This window comes from Pandoraea norimbergensis (genome assembly GCF_001465545.3).
Lineage (GTDB): Bacteria > Pseudomonadota > Gammaproteobacteria > Burkholderiales > Burkholderiaceae > Pandoraea > Pandoraea norimbergensis.
In genome coordinates this window covers 4,939,234-4,959,040 of the sequence record NZ_CP013480.3, presented here as the reverse complement: position 1 = coordinate 4,959,040, position 19,807 = coordinate 4,939,234, and the positions used below count along the sequence as shown (strand labels likewise).

Sequence of the window (19,807 nt, the reverse complement as noted above, 5' to 3'; positions counted from 1 at the left end):
CATGGCGTCGGTCGGTGGGAGCGCGTGCGTCACAGCAGGCCGCCTCCGGTGTCGCCGCTGCCCGGCGGGGGCGCGTCGGTCGGATCGGCGGTCACCACGCGATCGCCTTCGGCGAGCCCGTCGAGCGCCTGCGCCATCAGGCGATTGTCGAGTCCGACCTTGACCCAGCGGGGTTGTGCGTGATCTTTGGCGTCCAGTACGCGCACCTTGTAACGGCCATCGGCGCGTTGTTCGCCGAGCGCGACCGACGGGAATGTCAGTGCGTTCGAGATGCGCTCGCGCACGATCGAGACTTGCGCCGTCATGTCGGGGCGCAGCACACCGCTCGGGTTGGGCACATCGAAAAGGGCGTTGAAGAAAATCGCGTTGTTGATCTTCTCGGGCGAAGGTTGAATCACGCGCAGCTTGCCTTCGTAGCGCGTCTGCGGCGCCCCCAGAATCGTGAAATACACCGGTTGCCCTTCGCGAATACGCACGACGTCCGCTTCGGAGACTTGCGCCTTGACGGTCATCTTCGACAGGTCGGCGATCTTGAGAATCGTCGGGATTTGATAGATCGCCGTGACGGTCTGGCCTTCCTGCGTGCTGATCAGCGTCACGCTGCCCGAGATCGGCGCTGTGATGCGCGTGTACGACAGGTTGGTGCGGGCCTTATCGACCTTGACGTTCTGTTGGCTGATTTGCGAGTCGAGTGCGGCCAGTTCTGCGCTCAACGCCTCGTAGTCGGTGCGGGCCTTTTCAAAGTCGCGTGGTGACGTGGCATCCTCGCGGGCCATCTGCCGCTGGCGTGCCAGCTCGCGCTCGGCCTGCGCGTGGCGAATCGCCTTGGCGCGCCGGTCGGCGGCGAGCGTCGTGAGACCGGCGGTCACTTCGCGAAGATCGTTCTCGCTGAGTGTGGGATCGATCTCCGCGAGCAATTGTCCCTTGGTGACCTTGTCGCCGAGCACGACCTTCAGCGAGCGCAACTGCCCGTTGGCCTGCGAGCCGACTTCTACTTGCTTGATCGGTTGAAGCACGCCCGTGGCGAGTACGGCATCTTCCAGATCGCTACGCGTGACCTTGGCACTGAGATAAGCCGGCGGTTTCGCGTGCGGCCATTGCCACGCCGCGATGGCACACAGCGCGAGAAAGACAGCCGCGGCGGTCTTGCGGCGACGGGTGAGGCGAAACTTGCGTGAGAGCGTCATTGATCAGGAAATAAGCACCGCGTCCGCACCGTTGTGCAGACATGTGGCGATCCTAATCAAAGGGGCCGAGACAAACTGTTTTCAGTTGTTGCAACTTTGTGAACAGAATTGACCGGCGGTGGATTTATGTCGCTTTCAGTCGAATTCGGTTCGATTGTGTGCCTCACGGCAGGGGATGTGCTCCGACGGGCAACGACGGGTGATCCGGTGTGGGGTAGGTCAGCGCGGGCAACGGTGCTCCGGGGCGGCGGATGACGACCTGATCGACCACGGCCTCGACATCGGCCGTCTGGCCCAGCGCCTTGATGAGTTTGGCGAGCGGAAAACCCGGTGCCATGCAGCCCTGCATGACGATGATGCGCCGCTGGAAGGTGAGCCAGAGCGAGGTCTGCGTTTTCCACGGGATGTCGGCGGCGATGGAAGCAAGCCTTCGCTGCGCGCTCTCGGCAACCTCGACATCGTAGCGATAGCTGTTGGAGAGCCGGCAGCGACCCTCGAACCAGCAGTGATTGCCTTTCTCGATGCGGTGATGGGCGTCGGCTATCCAGTCGGACTCGCGCATAAATGGGCCTAATGGCACCGGACAGTCGGCCACCGCCGAGGAAATGTGGAGAAACGGATCGCTGCCGAAATTGCGCAGATCGTCACGGGCGCTCGCGGCCGATGGGTCTGTCGCAGCGCCGGAAGCCGCACCCGGCAAGGCCACTGGGGCGGCGCTGGCCGTCGCGGCGACGGCAATCCCCAAGGCGAGCGCCGTGGCCGCGCGTTTGCACAATGTGAAGATTGGACAGCGCATACGACCTCCCACGAGACATACGGGGTGAATGCTGCAACACGTGAAACCAGCGTGCATGCGCCAAGATGACTATAATTTCGCGCTATCGCTCGCAACGTCGCTCAAATCTACATTTTTTGACCGGGTGGCGTTTGCGAACGGCTGGGCTGCGCATCAGGCTGCCTTACCAATCCTTTCTGAAATAAGGATTGGATGCCATTTTATTGGATGCTTCGGCCAACGGGTGGCTGGACGGGCGCGCAAACTTCAGCGTATCTCGACACCGTGGGAGCACAAACCATGTCCTCAGGCATTGGCGCGCCGGGTGCGGCGCTACATCGGGCCTGGCGTTTGCCGGGGCAGGGCACCGCCGCTACCGTCGGCACACGCCGCGCTTCGTCATCGCCCGACCGTTTTACGAATGCGCTGCGATCGCTCTCCGGGGTGCGCGAATCCGCTGCCTCCGAGCCGGTGCAGTCGGTACAGCAAACCGCGCAAGACCCTGCCGTAGCGGCAGTCCAGAGTTCGGCCTCCCTGCGTGAGCTGGGCCGAGCCTAAATTAGCGAGAATTCCTTCATGAGTCTGCATGTTCTTCTGGTCGACGACGATCCCGTCGTGCGCGACCTGCTGCGTGAGCTGTTGCATGCCAACGGTATGCAGGTCTCGGTGCTTCACAACGGCGCGTCGTTGCTGCGCCGGCTCGAACTTGAGCGTCCGTCGGTGATTCTGCTCGACATCATGATGCCCGAGCGTGATGGCCTGCGTGCCTTGCAGGACTTGCGCGCGGCCGGGGAAGATATTCCCGTGATCATGCTCTCGGCACGTGGCGGTCCGCTCGATCGGGCGCTCGGTCTGGAATTGGGCGCCGACGATTACCTTGCCAAGCCGTTCGATCCGCGCGAATTGCTCGCGCGCATTCACGCGGTCTTGCGCCGGCGCGGCCCGGTGGCGGCCAGTGCGCCCGACGCGCGCGCGCCGTACCGGTTCGGTCCGTTCGAACTCGATTTCACGCTGCGTACCTTGCAGCGCGAGGGCGAGCGTCTGCCGCTGCGCGACACTGAGTTCGCGATGCTCAAGGCGTTCACGCAACATCCTATGCAAGTGCTGCCGCGTGTGAAGCTGCACGCCATGCTGTACGGCGACGGCATCTCGTTCCGCGATCGCAGCCTCGACGTGCCGGTGTGGCGTCTGCGCCGCCTGATCGAAACCGATCCGTCCGAGCCGCGCTATATCCAGACGATTCGCGGCAAAGGCTACGTGTTTGTGCCCGGCGGCGAGTTGTCGGCCGATGCGACCTCGGACGCGCGCGAGCATGACGCCGGTGGCGCTGACGATGGCCGCGCGCTTGCGGTGTCGCCGGTGGCTGCGGTTGCGGCAGTGGCGCCGGTGGCCAAGCGTGCGGTGCGTGGCTGGCGGGAGTCGATGGCGTGAAATTGCGTTGGCGGCTGCGCGACACGCTGTTCGGGCGCATGGCATTGCTGGGTATCGGCGTCTTGCTGGTGATGCATATCGTGTGGAGCGCGCTGGTGTTCTACCAGCGGCCCCGCCAGCAAGTGGACGGCTTCGCGCGCGGCTTGCTCATCGCCATCCAGAGCGTCGATCAGCGCGCCGTCGATCCGGGCAGCCTCGCACCGCCGCGCGGGTTGCGGCGCGTGCCGGTGGCGCAGGTCCCGGTGTTTGCCGATCCGTCGGAAGACGGACGCGCTTCGCATCTGCGCAACGAACTGCTCTCGAAGCTGCCCCCCGGCACGCAATTGCATGTGCGTGAAGAGCCGAAGCGCAGCAGCTTGTGGGTCTTGCTGCCGAACCACGATCAATGGATCGTCATCCCGCTCGATTTGCCGCCGATGCCGCCCTTCGTGCGCGAGACGGTCGGCATTCTGATTGGGGCGGTGTTGCTGGCATTGCTGATGGCTTGGCAGATGCAGCGTCCTATTGCGCGCGTGGCACAAGCCGCACGGGTGATCGCCCGGGGACGCCGCCCGGCGCTGTTGCCCGAACAAGGGCCGCACGAATTGCGCGACCTGGCGCACGCGTTTAACGACATGGCCAAGCGTTTGGCTGAGGCGGAAGACAATCAGGCGATCATGCTCGCCGGGATTGCGCACGATCTGAAGTCGCCGCTCACGCGTCTGCGTCTGCGCGCCGATCTGATCGATAACGAAGGCTCGCGCGATGGCTTCGTGCGCGATATCGCCTCCATCAACCACATCGTTCAGCAGTTTCTTGCCTATGCCCGCGACGAGGCCGATACGAGTCCGCTCGTCGGCGTCGACGCGTTTCTGCGCGAGCAATTCCCGGCCGAAGACGCGTGTGACACCGCCGTCCCGGCGCTGATGACCACGGACATGGTCGTCGAAGCGCTTGCCTATGCCGATGCCGAAGGTAGTGAAAGGACTGGTGGCGGCGCAGAGGTGAGCGGTGTGGCGGGCACGTCGTGTCCTGATCAAGCGTTGTTCACCTGCGACCTGCGCGCGGGTTCCGATTTCAAGTTGCCGCGCACGTTGCTCGATCGCGTGATGTCGAATCTTGTCGACAACGCGCTGGAGCACGGCGAGCCGCCGGTGCGGCTGGCGACGTGGCGCGAGGGCGACGTCGGCTACATCGAAGTGACCGACTGCGGCGGGGGGATTCCGGAAGATCAGGTGGCGCTGGCGATGCGGCCGTTCGTGCGGCTCGATGCTTCGCGTGGCGGCGAGGGCCATTGCGGCCTCGGCTTGTCGTTAGTGGGGCGTCTGGTCGAAGGACTGGGCGGCTCGGTGCGGCTGGCAACGTCACCGGATGGCGGCTTGCGCGTCACGCTGTGCTTGCCGGTCACTCATGCGCCGGCACCGCTGACTTCGCATTAATTTCTCGACTGTATTTTCGACTGCGGCCGTAGTGAGTCTGTGTCACACGGCCGCAGCCGGTTGGCGCGTTGCGCGCCAACCTTATCTCCCGATAATTCTCAATAAATCTCCGGCACGATCATCGTGTCGGGCACCGGGTGGCGCATGTAGTCTTCGCTGCGGGCGCGCTCGGGCAGCAGCACGGGCGTGCGTTCCACGTCGTGATAGGGCACTTGTGCGAGCAGGTGGTGAATGCAGTTCAGGCGAGCGCGTTTCTTGTCGTCGGCCTGCACCACCCACCACGGCGCTTCGGGGATATGGGTGCGCTCCAGCATGACTTCTTTCGCGCGCGTATAGCTCTCCCAGCGGCGACGGCTTTCCAGATCCATCGGGCTGAGCTTCCACTGCTTGAGCGGGTCTTGAATGCGGGCGAGAAAGCGTGCTTCCTGCTCTTCGTCCGAAATCGAGAACCAGTATTTGACGATCTGCACGCCGCTGCGCACGAGCATCTTCTCGAACTCGGGCACCGAGCGGAAAAACTCTTCGTACTCGTCATCCGTGCAGAAGCCCATCACGTGCTCGACGCCTGCGCGGTTGTACCAGCTACGGTCGAATAGCACCATTTCGCCGGCAGCGGGCAGGTGCTGCACGTAGCGCTGGAAATACCATTGTGTGCGTTCGCGGTCGTTAGGTGCCGGCAGGGCGGCGACGCGGCACACACGCGGGTTCAGGCGTTGCGTAATGCGCTTGATGGCGCCGCCTTTGCCGGCGGCATCGCGGCCTTCGAAGATCACCACGAGGCGGTGACGGCTGCGAATCACCCAGTCTTGCAGCTTGACGAGTTCGCCTTGCAGACGGAAGAGCTCGCGGAAATATTGCAGACGTTCGCTGCGCGCGGTGTCGGTCAGATCGTTCAGACCGGGCAGGCGCAGATCGTCGATTTCCATCTCGATTTCTTCGTCGTAGCTATCGATCAGGTCATCCTGGAGGCGACGCGCGAGGGAGGCGTCGTGGTCGGCATCGGAGTCGAATTTTGTCATGGCGACGATCTCGGTACGGGGCGGAGAAAACCCCGCGTGACGTGAGTAACGAGGTGGAGGAGGCGGCGGGCGGCGTGGTGCCGGGTGCGCGAGTTTGACAGCCACCGCAGATCCCTTGGCAGACGATGCACGCTCGATCCGGTTGAGCAACTGAGTATGCGACGATTCTATGACACCCGCATGGCGCTGGCGAGGGCCGCGCACCGGGGCGCTCCGCGCTCACAACGGTTTTGTGACTGTCACATAAAAGACATATGACATTGTCATGATGATCGGTCCCGCCACATTCTGGCGCGGCTTTCCCGACGCGTCGAGCTTTACCGGCCGTCACAACGTTACCGGCTTTCCCACGTTTGGCTCCGACAGTGCGCATGTTTGCCGACCTTGCTCATCATGCTTATGGCTGCGATCAGGCGGGATTGATCTACGGCTATCACTTCACCGAGGGCGCATCGCCTGAGCCGGTCGATTCCGGCGAGGCGCTGGCGTGGCTGGCGAAGCTCGCCCGAGGCGAGCACGCCGACGGGTTCCTGTGGCTGCATTTCAACTTCGCGCACGCGGCGTGCGAGAAGTGGCTGCAACAGCACATGAGCCTGCCCGACGAGTTCTTTGACGCCCTGACCGAAGGGTCGCGCTCCACGCGCATCGAGCATTCCGACGACTGGTTGCTGGCGGTGATCAACGACGTGATCTTCGCGTTCGACATCGCGCAGTCCGAGATTTCCACGTTGCGGGTGGCGGCCAATGCACGGCTGCTGGTGACCGGGCGGGTCAAACCGTTGCGATCGATCGACAAGCTGCGCGCGTCGGTCAAACGTGGCGAGGCGTTTCGCTCGCCGCTGGCGTTGCTGGTGCACTTGCTGCGCGATCAGGCGGACGTACTGGAGCGCATCGTGCGCGAGACCAGCCGCCGCGTGGATACCGTGGAAGACCGGCTGTTGCAGCAGCGTATCGAGAGTAACCGCGCCGATCTGGGTTCGCTGCGGCGGGTGCTGGTGCGGCTGCAACGCTTGCTGGCGCCGGAGCCGGCGGCGCTCTTCCGGCTGCTGAGCCGCCCGCCCGTGTGGGGGCATGCCGAAGACGTGCAGGAATTCCGTCAGGCAACAGAAGAGTTTGCGGTGGTGCTCAACGACTTGTCGGCGCTGCTCGAGCGCATCAAGTTGTTGCAGGAAGAAATTGCGGCGATGGTCAGCGAGCGCACGGACCGCACGATTTACACGCTGACGGTAGTGACGGTGCTGGCGTTGCCGATCAACATCGTGGCGGGTTTTTTCGGGATGAACGTGGGCGGTATCCCGCTTGCCGAGCATCCGCATGGGTTCTGGGTACTCGTCGCCATCGTGGCGACCGGCACGGCGACCGCCGGCTGGTGGGCATTCCGGCGCCGGCCGGAGTGATATCTACGTAAATCCGCATGATCGTAAAATCAAACATTAGCGCTTTAACGCCCGATTTCACGATCATGAAAATATCCCAAAGTAAATCGATATCCTCGGCATTGCAGGCCGAAGCCACGCGTCTGGGCCAACTCCTTGCCCGGTTGCGCACGGCGCGTCAGTTCAAGCAGACCGATGTAGCGGCGTGTGCGGGACTTTCGCGCAACACCATCTATCGCATTGAGCACGGTGACCCGGGTCTCGCGTTCGGGCAAATACTGCGCTATCTGGACGCCGTTGCCCCCGGCGCAACACTCCAGGATCTATACGCTGAATCGGACCCCGCATTGGCTGCATTGAAACTGCGGGAGCAAACCCGGCGGGTGCGCAATCTGACGAGTGCCGATCTCGAAGCACTCGATTTCTGATCTACAAAGTCACACCCCATTCACCGTAATCCCCGGTATCCGATCCACCGCCGCCAGCACCTGTTCCGGCGTGATCTCGCGAGTGCATTCGAAGGCACGTGATGTACCGTGGTGGCGTGGGCACCAGTGGAAGTCGTCGTGCCGATAGCGCAGTGCGGGGTCGTGCCAGCAGCCGGTGCAAGCGTTCTCTGGCATCACGCGATAGGGCGTAGCGAACTCGTTGTGCGGCAGCGTGAAACCGGACACCAGCACCGTTGGCGTGCCTGCCGTCCATGCCAGCCACGACAAGCCGCTCGACAGCCCGATGAAGGCGCTTGCATGCATCAGCCACCGTGCGCGCTCCGTGAGCGGCAGATCGCCCGTCGCATCTTCCGCACCCTCGGGAATGGTCTGCCAGAAGTCGCCCTTGCCATGACGAGGCTTCTGATCGATGCAGATCACGCGAAGCCCACGCGCGCGTAAGCCCGCGACCACCGTCTCCCAGCCGTCCGGACGATTCCAGTATTTGCACTGCGCCGTACTCTGCACGGCGATGCACACGTACGGCGCCGCCAACGGAGGCGACGTATCCGGCAGGCCTAGCCGTGCAGGCGCTTCCGCTTCGTCCACACCGAGAATATGTGCCGCCGTCCGATGCAGCCCCGTCTCGCGAAAGTCGCGCGGTTGCTGCGTCAGGGCGTCGTCGTCGAAGAAGAGTCCGATGTTGTAGGTCGCGTAATACTTGCGGCGCTCGACGTTCTCTTGCGCCACGAAATCCACCTCGGGATACGTGTCGCGAAACAGCGAAGCGACGGCGGGTGTCACCACACACGCGAGACGGCAACCATGTTCCCGCGCGAAGCGCAGCGCATAGGGCAGCCAACCGAGCACATCGCCGAGGGCGGCCACCGCGAACTGGACGAGCACGTCCTGATCGCGGGCGTCGTAGCGATGTTCGAACACGACGACGTTATTGAGCCAGATCGTGATGCCGTACGGCACGAAGTACTTCGCCGGGCTGCGCACGACCCCCGAAGACAACTCGGTTTCGATGAGCGTGGCATCGTCGCGCGTGTCGAAGAGGCGCACGCGCCACGGCAACGGTTGTCCGAAATCGGGGATGACGACCCGTGCGCCGTCGTTGAAGTCGAAACGCAACCCTGCCGGACCGACTTGCGTCGGCAGCAGCGCGGGGGCGAGAAAAATCTGGTGAGGCGACTGGGCGAAGGGGGCGGCATCATTCATGCCGTTACCTTACGGCTGACGGTCGAATCGCAATCGACGAACAAACGTGCCAAAAGGCGGTTATTTCGCGAATTTGCCGGGTTTTCCGACGGAAAACCCTTTCCACGCCTTACCCCGGCTACCGCTGAACCACGTTCACACCGATCCCGTCATCGCCTGATACTGGGCCCGCAACGCCTGCGTAAAGCGTTGATGGGTCTCGCGCGGGTTTTCGCGGCGGGTGAACATCGCCACGGGCGGCAACGTCCACGTGAGCGACCACGGCACCACGGCCACGCCTGCAACACGTACCAGTTCCTCGGCGATGTCGGCCGGCAACAGCGACACGGCGCGCTCGCTGCTGGCGAGCAGTTCACCCGTCAGGCGGGACGAAAAGCTCTCTACGACAGGCACGGGCGGCACCACCCCGGCATGCAGGAACAAGTCGGCCAATTGATCGCGCATCGGCGTATTGGGGGCGCCCATGACCCAATCCAGCTCGGCGAGTTGTGCCCAAACCGGGGCGCTGCGCCCCAGCCGCGCGGCCAACCGGCGGCTGGCCACGACGCGGGGCATTTGGTGCATCAGCACCTCGAATTGCACCTGCGTCAGATCGACACTGGCGGCGGCGCGCCCGATCACCACGTCCAGCGTGTGATCGCGCAACTGCGCCATGAGCGCTTCGCTCGTGCCTTCGTGCAGCGTGACGGTGAGCCGTTGCGGCATCTGCGCGAGCGTTTGCTGAATCGCGGCAGCGAGCGTCTTGCCCGAAATATAGGGAATCACGCCCACATGCAGGCGTGCGGCATGGCCAGCCATCACGGCTTCGATGTCGCGCGTCAGGTGGTCCAGATCGTGGACCATCGCCTGCGCCCGCGCGAGCACCACTTCGCCCAACGGCGTGGGCGTCATGCCGCGTGGGGTGCGGTCGAACAGCGGGCCGCCGAGCATGCTTTCCAGCTCGGCGAGCGCGCTGGTCACGGCCGGCTGGCTCGTCGCCATGTGCTCCGCCACGCGCGTGAGCGAGCCATGCTGCTGAATCTGCAACAACAGCACCAGATGGCGCATCTTGAGCCGCGTCGTCAGACGCCGCACCACCTCGCCCGTATCGAAAGGCACCACTCCTACCCCCTGAATCCCCGAATCCTGCGAGCGCCCCGCCGTCCGGATATCCACGGCATCCCCGGCGTAGCAGGGAAAGTACGCTCATAACGAAAATATGATGGCCCCATAGTAATTCAGAATCGCCTCGCAATAGCGGCTGCCTAGAATGGCTTCGCAATCAGGTGCACCGGGCGGCAACCGTCTCGAAGAACGGCCGGGCGGTGCACGACAGAGATGACATCCAACGAGGACGACACGCCCATGAGCAACAACAACGATCACCAGGCAGCCCTGGAGTATCACCAGTTCCCTACCCCGGGCAAGATCTCCGTGACGGCCAGCAAGCCGCTCGTCACGCAGCGTGACCTGGCGCTCGCCTACACCCCGGGCGTTGCCATCCCGTGTCAGGAAATTGCCGCCGACCCCGCCAAAGCGTTCAACTACACCGCGCGCGGCAACCTGGTGGGCGTGATCACCAACGGCTCCGCCGTGCTGGGTCTGGGCAACATCGGCGCGCTGGCCTCCAAGCCGGTGATGGAAGGCAAGGCCGTCCTCTTCAAGAAATTTGCCGGTATCGACGTCTTCGACATCGAAATCACCGAAAGTGACCCCGACAAGCTCGTCGAGATCATCGCCAGCCTCGAAGCCACCTTCGGCGGTATCAACCTCGAAGACATCAAGGCCCCCGAGTGCTTCACCGTCGAGCGCAAGCTGCGCGAGCGCATGAAGATTCCGGTCTTCCACGACGATCAGCACGGCACCGCCATTACCGTTTCGGCCGCGTTCATCAACGGCCTGAAGGTCGTGGGCAAAGACATCAAGGAAGTGAAGGTTGTGACCTCGGGCGCCGGTGCGGCTGCCCTGGCGTGTCTGGACCTCATGGTCGACCTCGGCCTGCCCATCGAGAACGTGTGGGCCACCGACATCGACGGCGTGGTCTACGAAGGCCGTGCGGTCGGCATGGACCCGGACAAGGCCCGCTTCGCGCAAAAGACCGACAAGCGCACGCTGGCTGAAGTGATCGACGGCGCCGACGTGTTCCTCGGCCTGTCGGCCGGCGGCGTGCTCAAGCCGGAAATGTTGAAGACCATGGGCCCGCGCCCGCTGATTCTGGCGCTCGCCAACCCGACGCCGGAAATCTTCCCGGAAGATGCCCGTGCTGCCCGCGACGACGTGGTGCTCGCCACCGGCCGTTCGGACTTCCCGAATCAGGTCAACAACGTGCTGTGCTTCCCGTACATCTTCCGTGGCGCGCTCGACGTGGGCGCGACCACCATCACGCGCAACATGGAAATCGCCGCGGTCAACGCGATTGCCGCACTCGCGCAAGAAGAACCGAACGATTCGGTAGCGACCGCCTACGGCGCTTATGACCTCTCGTTTGGCCCGGAATACCTGATTCCGAAGCCGTTCGACTCGCGCCTGATCGTGCGTATCGCCCCGGCCGTGGCGCGTGCCGCCATGGAAGACGGTGTGGCGACGCGTCCGATCGCCGACTTCGACGCCTACGCCGACCAGTTGCAACAGTTCGTGTACCACTCGGGCGCGTTCATGAAGCCGATCTTCTCGGCGGCCAAGCAACTCGTGCGCGACGGCGGCAAGGCCCGCATCGTGTTTGCGGAAGGCGAAGAAGAGCGCGTGCTGCGCGCCGTTCAGGTGATCGTCGACGAAAAGCTGGCCCGCCCGATTCTGGTCGGCCGCCCGGAAGTGCTGCTCGCCCGTATCGAGAAGTTCGGTCTGCGCCTGCGTCTGGGCGAAGACGTCGAAGTGACCAACCCGTACTACGACGAACGCTTCCACCAGTACTGGACCAGCTACTGGGAACTGCGCTGCCGCGACGGCATTACGAAGGAAATGGCGCGCGTGGAAATGCGCCGCCGTCTCACGCTGATCGGCGCGATGATGGTGCGTCTGGGTGATGCCGACGGCATGATTTGCGGCACCGTGGGCGCGTATCACGACCACCTGCGCTTCGTGGATGAAGTGATCGGCAAGCAGGCCGGCGCGAATACCTACGCCGCCATGAACATTCTGCTGCTCGACAAGCGCACCGTGGCGCTCGTGGACACGCACGTCAACGACGATCCGACGGCCGAGCAAATCGCCGAATTCACGATCGCCGCGGCCAAGCAGATGTCGTGGCTGAACCTCAACCCGAAGGTCGCGCTGCTCTCGCGTTCGAACTTCGGCTCGGGGAGTGCCGCCTCGGGCACCAAGATGCGTCGCGTGTTGGATCTGGTGTCGGCGCAGGCGCCCGATCTGGAAATCGACGGCGAAATGCACGGTGATTGCGCACTCGACGAAGGTCTGCGCAGCCGCATCCTGCCGCATTCGCGTCTGAAGGGTGCCGCCAATCTGCTGGTGTGCCCGAACGTGGACTCGGGCAACATCGCCTACAACCTGCTCAAAACGGGCGCGGGCAGCAATGTTGCCGTGGGTCCGTTCCTGCTGGGCGTGGGCGCTCCGGTCAACGTGCTGACCTCGAGCTCGACCGTGCGACGCATCATCAACATGACGGCGCTCACGGTTATCCAGGCCAATCGTGACTGAAGTCGACGCGGCGCCCGGAGGCCGGAGGTAATTCAGCGGAATTGCCTGACGCCCCCGACGCCCCCGACACCGCAGAAACGCTAGTTGTCCGCCAACGCCCCGGCAAGCTGAACCCACGCATCGTCCTGATGCGTTGCCAGCCGCGCCGGGGCGTTTGCGTTGGGTCAGCTTGTTCCGCTTGCCCGCTGCCCCGCGTCGGCGCCGATTGGCTGAATGCCTTTCCGCAAAGCCATTCCAGCGCACTGCACATCACGAAGTAGATCAGCGCGACAAACGCAAACACCTCCGCCGGATACACCATCAACCGGCTGTTGACCTGCGTCGCCAGAAACGACAACTCGGCCACGCCGACGATGTAGGCGAGCGAGGTGTCTTTCACGAGCGAAATCCACTGATTCACGAACGACGGCGCCATCATGCGCAGCGCCTGCGGCAGCACCACGTGCCGCAGCGTCTGCACACGCGTGAGGCCGAGCGACATGCCGGCCTGCCACTGCGCCGTACCTACGCCGCGAATACCGGCGTAGACGGTATGCGAGAGATACGCACCGCCGATGAGCGAGAGAGCACACGCGACGGTGGCGAGTCCGGGCACGTCCACGCCGAAGAGAATCGGCAGCAGGAAATACGTCCAGAAGATCAGCATCAACACGGGAATCGCGCGGAAGAAGCCGATGATCAGCGTGAGCAGCCAGCGCGTTGGTCCCGTCCACATCGCTAATGCAATGCCACCCGCAAGACCGAGCAGGCCCGACGCCACCGCACTCGTACTGGCGAGCACCAGCGTGAGGGCGGCACCGGCGAGCGGGCCATCGGGAAAGGTGCCCCACAGCAGATAGGGCAGGTTATCGATAACGGCAGAGAAATTCATGATCAGCGCGAAGGAGCCGCCGCGTGGCGGTGAGTGGTCGCGAGGCTGACCGCTTCGATCAGGGCAATCGCGCCAACGTAGAGCAGGGTGGCGATGCCGAACGCCTGAAACGTCTTGAACGTCTCGGTCTCGACCTGACGCGACGCATACGACAGTTCGGCCAGGCCGATCGCCATCGTGAGCGACGAGTTCTTCACCACATTCATGTACTGGCCGAACAGCGGCGGCAGCGCAATGCGCACCGCTTGCGGCAACACCACGTGCCGGAAGACGGCATAACGGCTCAGCCCGAGCGCTGCGGCCGCATGCGTCTGACCGGACGGCACGCCGCGCAATCCGGCGCGAATTTCTTCGCCGATAAATGCGGTGGTGTAAAGCGTGAGGCCGACGAAACCGGCAAGCGTCTCAAGCGCGGGCCAGCGAATGTCGAACAGCACCAGATGCCACGCGTGAGGCTGCGAAAGCCATGCCACGACACCGGCAGGCAACAGCGCGGCCACGCCGAAGTACCAGAAGAACAATTGCACCAGCAGCGGTGTGTTGCGCATGAGCGCGACAAATGCCGCCGCGGGGCGTGAAAGCAGCGCGCTTTGCGAGTTGCGTGCCAGCGCGAGCCCGAAACCGAGCCATGTGGCGGCGGCGCTCACCACGGCCGCCAGCGCGACGGTGACGACGAAGCCGTGCAGCAGCCAACTGACGTATTTCGGGGCGAGCCAATCGATCATGACAGGGGGTGTCCAAGCAAAAACGCCGGGGCACACGAGGACGCATCCTCCTGTACCCCGGCTGGCGGGCGGGTCACTGCGGGGTCACCGCCGGGATTGCTGGCGGTATCAGGCTCAGACCTTGTCGCCGATCTTGAACAGACGCGGCAGCGGCTGCGACGTTTGCGGGCCGAACCAGCGGTTGTAGATGTTGACGGCGGTGCCGTCCTTCTCCAGACCGCGCAGCGTGTCGTTCACGAAGGCCGTCAGACGCTCTTCACCCTTGGGCACGCCCACGCCCATGTAGTCGTTCGAGATCGTGAACGCGGGGATTTCGTAGTTTTGCTTGTCGGGCACGTTGGCGAGCAGGCCGACCAGCTTCGGGCCGTCCTGCGTAATCGCCTGCACGGTGCCCGCACGCAGCGCCGCGAAGGCGAACGGCGTGTCGTCGAAGGCCACGATCGTCGTGCTCGGGAATTTCTCGCGCAGCGTGATTTCGTTGGTGGTGCCCTTGTCGGCGCCGACGCGCAGCTTGCTCAGCTGATCCGCCGACGAGAGCGTGCCTTTCTTCGCGAGGAACTGCTGACCCGACGAGAAGTACGGAATGCTGAAATCGATCTGCTTGGCGCGCTCGTCCGTGATCGTGAAGTTGGCGAGCACGAGGTCGACCTTCTTCGACGTCAGGAACGGGATGCGGTTGGCGGGGTTCGTCGGTTGCAGTTCGAGCTTCACACCCAGCTTGTCGGCGATGGCCTTGGCGTAGTCGACGTCCAGTCCGACGATCTTGTGCGACTTCGCATCGACGTAGCCGAACGGCGGGTTGCTGTCGAACGTGGCGACGCGCAGCACGCCGGCCTTTTTGATGTCGTCGAGCTTGTCGGCATGCGCCGCGAGCGGCAACAGGGCAACGGCGCTGAGGAGGGCGGCAGCGACGATAGACGTATGGCTGCGGTGGCGACGTTGGGTGGGCTGGGTGTAATTGGCGCGTGGTGTGCGATTGTTGTTTTGCATGGCCTGATGGGCTCCGTTTTTTAAAACGCGTAAAACCTTCACTCGATACCGCCGGGGATATTCCGGACAGGGTTCGGCGGTAGCTCGTCACGGATAGTGGCGAGCGGGTTTCACACGATAACGGGGCGCGCATGCGGGCCCAACCAATCGATTTTTCTTAGCAAAACGCCGGCGCAGATAAGCGCCGGCGTGCGGGGTGTTTCCTATCGATCGGCAAGGCGAGCGTGCCGATAGTCACGCTCGCCATCCTGCCGGAAGATCAGCCGTGGTGGTCGTAGCGATGGTCGTGATCGTGGTCGTGGTCATCATGACGATCCGGTCCTCGGCCGTGGTCCCAACCGCCGCGATCGAGCGCCCAGCCATGCGGGCCCTGATGCCAGGCCGGTGCGCGATAGGCATAGCCCGGACGCTCACGCTCCCAGTGGCCGCCCACCCATACGTGGCGATGACCGTCCCAATCCCAGAAGCCCGGTGCCCATGCATAGCCGACGCGCGGCGCCGGTACCACTTCATAGCGCGGCGGCGGCGGTGCGCCGATGCTGATCGAAACACCTACCTGAGCTTGAGCGGGTGCCACAGCAATACCGCCAAGCGTGGCGGCAACGAGCGCGATGGTAAGAGTCAGTTTTTTCATATTCGCCCCCTTGAAAGCGATGTCTTTGAATGCGCTTTCATCGTACGAGGTGATGTGGCGAATAACGAAGCAAATAGTCGTAAGAAAGTGTTGGAATTGTTTCGTTCTGTTGGCCGAAAAGCCGCATGGGCAGCGGGTTTCACGTGTTTTTGCGAAGCCGGCAGGCAGTCGGGATTGCCTGCCGGTCAACCGACTACGAACAGTGCCGGTCGCTTACTTCCCGGCGTGTTGATGCCGGAATTCCTGTGTGCGGCCACCGTAACCGTAAGCGGCAGCGCGCGCGTCGATCACGTGAATGTACGAGCATGCGTGCACGTTGCCGAGTAAGCCCGCCAGCGTCTCGAACACCTGCGCGATGTATTGTGCTTTCTCGGCTTTCGTATTCGTCTCGTCGGTCACACTGATATCCAGATGGAAGGCGTTTTTCCCTTGCTCCGAGAGTGGCGCGCCACCAATGAACCAGCGCTCGTGAGGAATGTAGTCGACGGTGACGGCGATCACGTCGGGCGCTTTGTGGAGCACATCGACGGTGAGTTGGGAGACAGCGCGCACGGCGTCGCGGGTGAGCTTGTCGTTGGGCGTGCCGGAGAGTTGCAGAACGAGATGGGGCATGACGAGACTCCTGAAGGGGTGACGAAAGTGTTGGCGCCGGGTTTGGCCCTTAAGTTGGCTCCGTTCGGGCGCCTGAAAAGCGTGACTTCAGTCTAGGGTCTCGGTTGACATCGGAAAAGTGGGAATTTACGATGTGATCCATCGGTTTAACAAATGGATGAGATCATGGCGCCGGGATTCGATTTCGATCAGTTGCGTACCTTCGTCGCAGTCGCGGATGCCGGCAGCCTGTCGGCGGCGGCGCCGTTGGTCTTTCTCTCGCAGTCATCGGTCAGCGAACAGATCCGCAAGCTGGAGGCGCGCGCCGGGGTGTCGTTGTTCACGCGCGGCAAGCTCGGTGTGGCGACGACGGCAGCAGGCGAGCGCCTGCTGGGGCATGCGCGTCAGTTGCTCGCACACAGCGAGCAGGCATGGCACGACGTGCGTGGTTTTTCACTGTCGGGGGAACTGCGGCTGGCCATTACCGACTACTTTCGCCCGGGGGAAGTCGCACGCATGCTCCGGCATCTCGGGGTGGTGTACCCCGCGCTGCGCATCCATGTGACGATTCTCAAGAGCGGTGTGATCGAAACGGGTTACGACACGGGCGAGTTCGATATCGGTGTGTCGATGCGCATTCTCGGCAAGTCGCTCGGACGCGATGGTGTTGCCGGGACGCTCGCGCTGTCTCGCGAGTCGCTCGACTGGGTGGCAGCCCCCGATTTTGTGCTCGATCCCGATGCGCCGTTACCGCTGCTCGTCTTGCCGGATACCTGTGCGCTGCATCGCTTCACCACGCAATGGCTCGACACGCATCATGTGCCGTACACGATTGCACACGTGGCGTCGGGGGTGGCGGGGTTGCAGTTGGCGTTGAGTGCGGGACTCGGGGTGGCGTGTCTGAACGCGTCGGCGGCGGGGCCGTCGCTCATGCGGATCGACAAGCTGGTGAGCGGGCGGCGCTTGCCCAAGCTGCCTGAGGCGGAGTTTCATTTGTTGCCCGCGCGCCGGGGTGAGCCCGATTGGGTCACGCAGGCGCGTCAGGCGCTGGCGTCGCAACTTGCCGCGCCAGCCGCGTTGAGCGCATGACTTACAGCGCGTTGATCGGAATCTTCAGATAGCGCGTGCCGTTGGACTCGGGCGCAGGCATGTCACCGGCGCGAATGTTGACCTGCACGGCGGGCAGAATCAGCGTGGGCATGTCGAGCGTTCGGTCGCGGGCTTCGCGCATCGCGACGAAGGCGTCTTCGTCGATGCCGTCGTGCACATGGATGTTCGCGCGCCGCTGTTCACCGACCGTCGTTTGCCAGTTCGCCACGCGACTCGCGGGCGGGTAGTCGTGGCACATATACAGACGCGTGGCTTCGGGCAGCGACAACAAGCGGCGGATCGAACGATAGAGCGTGTGCGCATTCCCGCCGGGGAAGTCGCAGCGCGCCGTGCCGACGTCGGGCATGAAGAGCGTGTCGCCGACAAATACCGCATCGCCGACGCGATAGGCCATATCGGCCGGCGTATGGCCGGGAACAAACATCGCTTCAGCTTGCAGATTGCCGATGGCAAACGTCTCGCCATCGTCGAACAGGTGATCGAACTGCGAGCCATCGGGCGGCACGTCGGCCCCGAGATGGAACAGCTTCTTGAAAACGTGTTGCACGTCGCGGATATGCCCGCCGATGGCGATGCGTCCGCCCACGCGCTCCTTGAGCCAGCGCGCCGACGACAGGTGGTCGGCGTGCGCGTGCGTTTCCAGAATCCAGTCAACCGTCAGTTGCTGCGCCTTCAGAAAATCAAGCACGCGCTCTGCGGAACCCGTATGCGTGCGGCCCGCCTTCGGGTCGTAGTCGAGCACGGGATCGATGATCGCCGCGCGACCGCCCGGCGCATCGAATACGACATAGGTCACCGTCGAGGTGCCGGTGTCGAAAAAGGCTTCGATGTGGGCTGCGGTGGCTGACATGGCCGGGCTCCTGCAAAGGTTTATCGATTGATATATTATAAACGAGTAAAGTGTACGCGATATGCGTGACATAGCGTCGCGCGGCGTCCGCCCTCGAATTGCCTCGATCCTGCCATGCCACGTGCCACTTCGTCACCCCTGCACGCCAATATCTCCGATGCCTCTGGGGCCTTCGATGCTTCACCTGCCGCGACGCCGCTGACATCCGTGAAGCCAGTTGACGCAGGCACTGGGGCGCCGCTGGACGTCACGCGCTTGCGCACGGCCGCGCGCGATGCGACCAAGTTGCTGCGCGCATTGGCCAATGAAGATCGGCTGCTGATTTTGTGTCAGCTCACTCAGGGCGAACGCTCGGTGGGCGAGTTGGAGTCGCAGCTTGATATCCGGCAGCCGACCTTGTCGCAACAACTCGCCGTACTTCGCACGGAGCAACTCGTCACCACGCGACGCGACGGCAAACGTATCTATTACGCGGTGGGCGATGCCACCGTGCTGGCGGTGCTGTCTTGCCTCTACGATCAGTTCTGCCCTAAACCGTGACGCACTGAGCCGGTAAGGCCTTCGCCGTGCGCCGTCCGCCGTCTCACCTCGCCCGTCGTCTGCATTTTCTCTGTTGAATCGACTGCCCATGACCCTCGATACCCTTCACTTCACGCCGTGGACTGCGCTGGCCGGTGGCGTGCTGATCGGCGTGGCCGCCGTCTGGCTCATGCTCGCCAATGGCCGCATCGCTGGCATCTCCGGCATTGTCGGAGGCTTGTTACGCCCGCGTGCGGGGGACGTCGGCTGGCGGCTGGCGTTCATCGTCGGCCTGATGGCAGCGCCTTGGGCGTATCGCCTGTTGGCGGTCGTGCCGGAAGCGCAGATCGACGCGAGTTTCGCCATGTTGGCCGGGGCGGGCTTGCTTGTCGGCTTTGGCACTCGGCTCGGCTCGGGCTGCACGAGCGGTCATGGGGTTTGCGGCTTGTCGCGGCTGTCGTGGCGATCGCTGGTTGCTACGCTGTGCTTCATGGTGACGGGCTTCCTCACGGTGTTCGTCGTGCGTCATGTGTTGCATGTCGGAGGTGCCGCATGAAGAAGCTTGCACTGGCGTTCGTTGGCGGGCTGATCTTCGGTCTCGGCCTGATTCTCGCCGGCATGGCCAACCCGGCGAAGGTACTCGGGTTTCTCGATATCGCCGGGCGCTGGGACCCGTCGCTCGCGTTTGTGATGGGCGGTGCCATTGCCGTCGGTCTGGTCGGCTTCCGACTGGCGCGTGCGCAGCCCATGGCATGGACGGGTGAGCCGCGCGCATGGCCGAGCCTGCACGGCATCGACAAGCGTCTGGTGCTCGGCGCGCTGCTGTTCGGTATCGGATGGGGGATTGCCGGGATCTGCCCGGGGCCGGCGCTCGTATTACTCGGCGCGGGCTCGGGCAAGGGGCTGACGTTCGTCTTGGCGATGCTCGCCGGTATGGCGATTCACGCGATGCTGCCCGCACGGGCGGCAAAACATGTCGAATCGATGGGATCGACGAAGGGCTGACGGGCGGCGGGTGGTGATCCG

Annotated in this window: 20 protein-coding genes and 1 pseudogene; 10 read left to right on the top strand and 11 right to left on the bottom strand. The window is 63.6% G+C overall.

Translation table 11 applies throughout. The features are described 5' to 3' along the window. Positions 1-29 precede the first annotated feature (29 nt). Together macA and AT302_RS21565 are read right to left on the bottom strand one after the other, a co-directional pair. Positions 30-1,187: a macrolide transporter subunit MacA gene (gene macA, locus AT302_RS21570; protein ID WP_058375773.1), complete on the bottom strand. Its 1,158-nt coding sequence runs from the start codon at positions 1,185-1,187 to the stop codon at positions 30-32. Positions 1,188-1,350: 163 nt separating this feature from the next. Beyond that, on the bottom strand, positions 1,351-1,932 hold the full coding sequence (locus AT302_RS21565; RefSeq protein ID WP_174554618.1) for a hypothetical protein: 582 nt from the start codon (positions 1,930-1,932) through the stop codon (positions 1,351-1,353). 330 nt (positions 1,933-2,262) lie between these two features. Here AT302_RS21565 and AT302_RS27735 point away from each other — a divergent pair, with 330 nt between their 5' ends. Genes AT302_RS27735 through AT302_RS21555 form a run of 3 tightly spaced genes read left to right on the top strand, consistent with a single transcriptional unit; the run spans position 2,263 to position 4,811 of the window. Then, on the top strand, positions 2,263-2,520 hold the full coding sequence (locus tag AT302_RS27735; RefSeq protein ID WP_157125847.1) for a hypothetical protein: 258 nt from the start codon (positions 2,263-2,265) through the stop codon (positions 2,518-2,520). Between the two features lie 18 nt (positions 2,521-2,538). Beyond that, positions 2,539-3,393: a response regulator gene (locus AT302_RS21560; RefSeq protein ID WP_084656381.1), complete on the top strand. Its 855-nt coding sequence runs from the start codon at positions 2,539-2,541 to the stop codon at positions 3,391-3,393. After that, positions 3,390-4,811 (top strand): ATP-binding protein, encoded by a 1,422-nt coding sequence (locus tag AT302_RS21555; RefSeq protein WP_058375771.1) that lies wholly within the window; start codon positions 3,390-3,392, stop codon positions 4,809-4,811. Before AT302_RS21560 ends, AT302_RS21555 begins: the two co-directional genes overlap by 4 nt. Before the next feature lie 98 nt (positions 4,812-4,909). On the opposite strand, the gene ppk2 is transcribed toward AT302_RS21555, so the two are convergent. Beyond that, entirely contained in the window at positions 4,910-5,830 is a 921-nt protein-coding gene (gene ppk2 / locus AT302_RS21550) for a polyphosphate kinase 2 (protein WP_058375770.1), read from the bottom strand. A gap of 371 nt (positions 5,831-6,201) precedes the next feature. Between ppk2 and AT302_RS21545 the strand changes: the two genes are divergently transcribed. Beyond that, entirely contained in the window at positions 6,202-7,227 is a 1,026-nt protein-coding gene (locus AT302_RS21545; protein ID WP_058375769.1) for a transporter, read from the top strand. A gap of 65 nt (positions 7,228-7,292) precedes the next feature. Beyond that, entirely contained in the window at positions 7,293-7,634 is a 342-nt protein-coding gene (locus AT302_RS21540; RefSeq protein ID WP_058379838.1) for a helix-turn-helix domain-containing protein, read from the top strand. Positions 7,635-7,643: 9 nt separating this feature from the next. Here the strand turns inward: AT302_RS21540 and AT302_RS21535 are convergent, their stop codons facing one another. Then, positions 7,644-8,858, bottom strand: coding sequence for an autotransporter strand-loop-strand O-heptosyltransferase (locus tag AT302_RS21535; protein WP_058375768.1), 1,215 nt, complete (start codon positions 8,856-8,858; stop codon positions 7,644-7,646). A gap of 135 nt (positions 8,859-8,993) precedes the next feature. Further along, positions 8,994-9,956, bottom strand: a complete 963-nt coding sequence (locus AT302_RS21530) for a LysR family transcriptional regulator (RefSeq protein ID WP_058379837.1) — start codon at positions 9,954-9,956, stop codon at positions 8,994-8,996. Positions 9,957-10,202: 246 nt separating this feature from the next. On the opposite strand from AT302_RS21530, the gene AT302_RS21525 reads away from it, so the two are divergent. Further along, the gene (locus tag AT302_RS21525; RefSeq protein ID WP_058379836.1) at positions 10,203-12,491 is read left to right on the top strand and encodes an NADP-dependent malic enzyme; all 2,289 of its coding nucleotides are present in this window, start codon (positions 10,203-10,205) and stop codon (positions 12,489-12,491) included. A 240-nt stretch (positions 12,492-12,731) separates the two neighbouring features. Here AT302_RS21525 and AT302_RS21520 read toward each other — a convergent pair. The 5 genes and pseudogenes from AT302_RS21520 to AT302_RS21500 all read right to left on the bottom strand — a co-directional run. Next, positions 12,732-13,362, bottom strand: a pseudogene (locus AT302_RS21520) (amino acid ABC transporter permease); the annotation flags it as partial. A 2-nt stretch (positions 13,363-13,364) separates the two neighbouring features. After that, a complete protein-coding gene (locus AT302_RS21515) occupies positions 13,365-14,087 on the bottom strand; it encodes an amino acid ABC transporter permease (RefSeq protein WP_058375767.1) in 723 nt (240 codons plus the stop codon). 114 nt (positions 14,088-14,201) lie between these two features. Continuing rightward, the gene (locus AT302_RS21510; protein ID WP_084656379.1) at positions 14,202-15,077 is read right to left on the bottom strand and encodes an ABC transporter substrate-binding protein; all 876 of its coding nucleotides are present in this window, start codon (positions 15,075-15,077) and stop codon (positions 14,202-14,204) included. Positions 15,078-15,336: 259 nt separating this feature from the next. Further along, a complete protein-coding gene (locus tag AT302_RS21505) occupies positions 15,337-15,711 on the bottom strand; it encodes a YXWGXW repeat-containing protein (RefSeq protein WP_058375766.1) in 375 nt (124 codons plus the stop codon). 213 nt (positions 15,712-15,924) lie between these two features. After that, entirely contained in the window at positions 15,925-16,323 is a 399-nt protein-coding gene (locus AT302_RS21500) for a tautomerase family protein (protein WP_058375765.1), read from the bottom strand. 153 nt (positions 16,324-16,476) lie between these two features. Between AT302_RS21500 and AT302_RS21495 the strand changes: the two genes are divergently transcribed. Further along, positions 16,477-17,391, top strand: coding sequence for a LysR family transcriptional regulator (locus AT302_RS21495; RefSeq protein WP_084656378.1), 915 nt, complete (start codon positions 16,477-16,479; stop codon positions 17,389-17,391). 1 nt (position 17,392) lies between these two features. Here AT302_RS21495 and AT302_RS21490 read toward each other — a convergent pair whose 3' ends face one another. Beyond that, positions 17,393-18,262 carry an MBL fold metallo-hydrolase gene (locus AT302_RS21490; RefSeq protein ID WP_058375764.1) on the bottom strand — a complete coding sequence of 290 codons (870 nt, stop codon included), beginning with the start codon at positions 18,260-18,262 and terminating at the stop codon, positions 17,393-17,395. Between the two features lie 240 nt (positions 18,263-18,502). On the opposite strand from AT302_RS21490, the gene AT302_RS21485 reads away from it, so the two are divergent. The 3 genes from AT302_RS21485 (at position 18,503) to AT302_RS21475 (ending at position 19,786) form a co-directional block, all read left to right on the top strand. Continuing rightward, entirely contained in the window at positions 18,503-18,802 is a 300-nt protein-coding gene (locus AT302_RS21485) for an ArsR/SmtB family transcription factor (RefSeq protein WP_058379833.1), read from the top strand. Between the two features lie 88 nt (positions 18,803-18,890). Next, on the top strand, positions 18,891-19,337 hold the full coding sequence (locus AT302_RS21480; RefSeq protein ID WP_058375763.1) for a YeeE/YedE family protein: 447 nt from the start codon (positions 18,891-18,893) through the stop codon (positions 19,335-19,337). Beyond that, a complete protein-coding gene (locus tag AT302_RS21475; RefSeq protein ID WP_058375762.1) occupies positions 19,334-19,786 on the top strand; it encodes a DUF6691 family protein in 453 nt (150 codons plus the stop codon). The genes AT302_RS21480 and AT302_RS21475 overlap by 4 nt, the downstream gene beginning before the upstream one ends. The last annotated feature ends 21 nt before the right edge of the window (positions 19,787-19,807 follow it).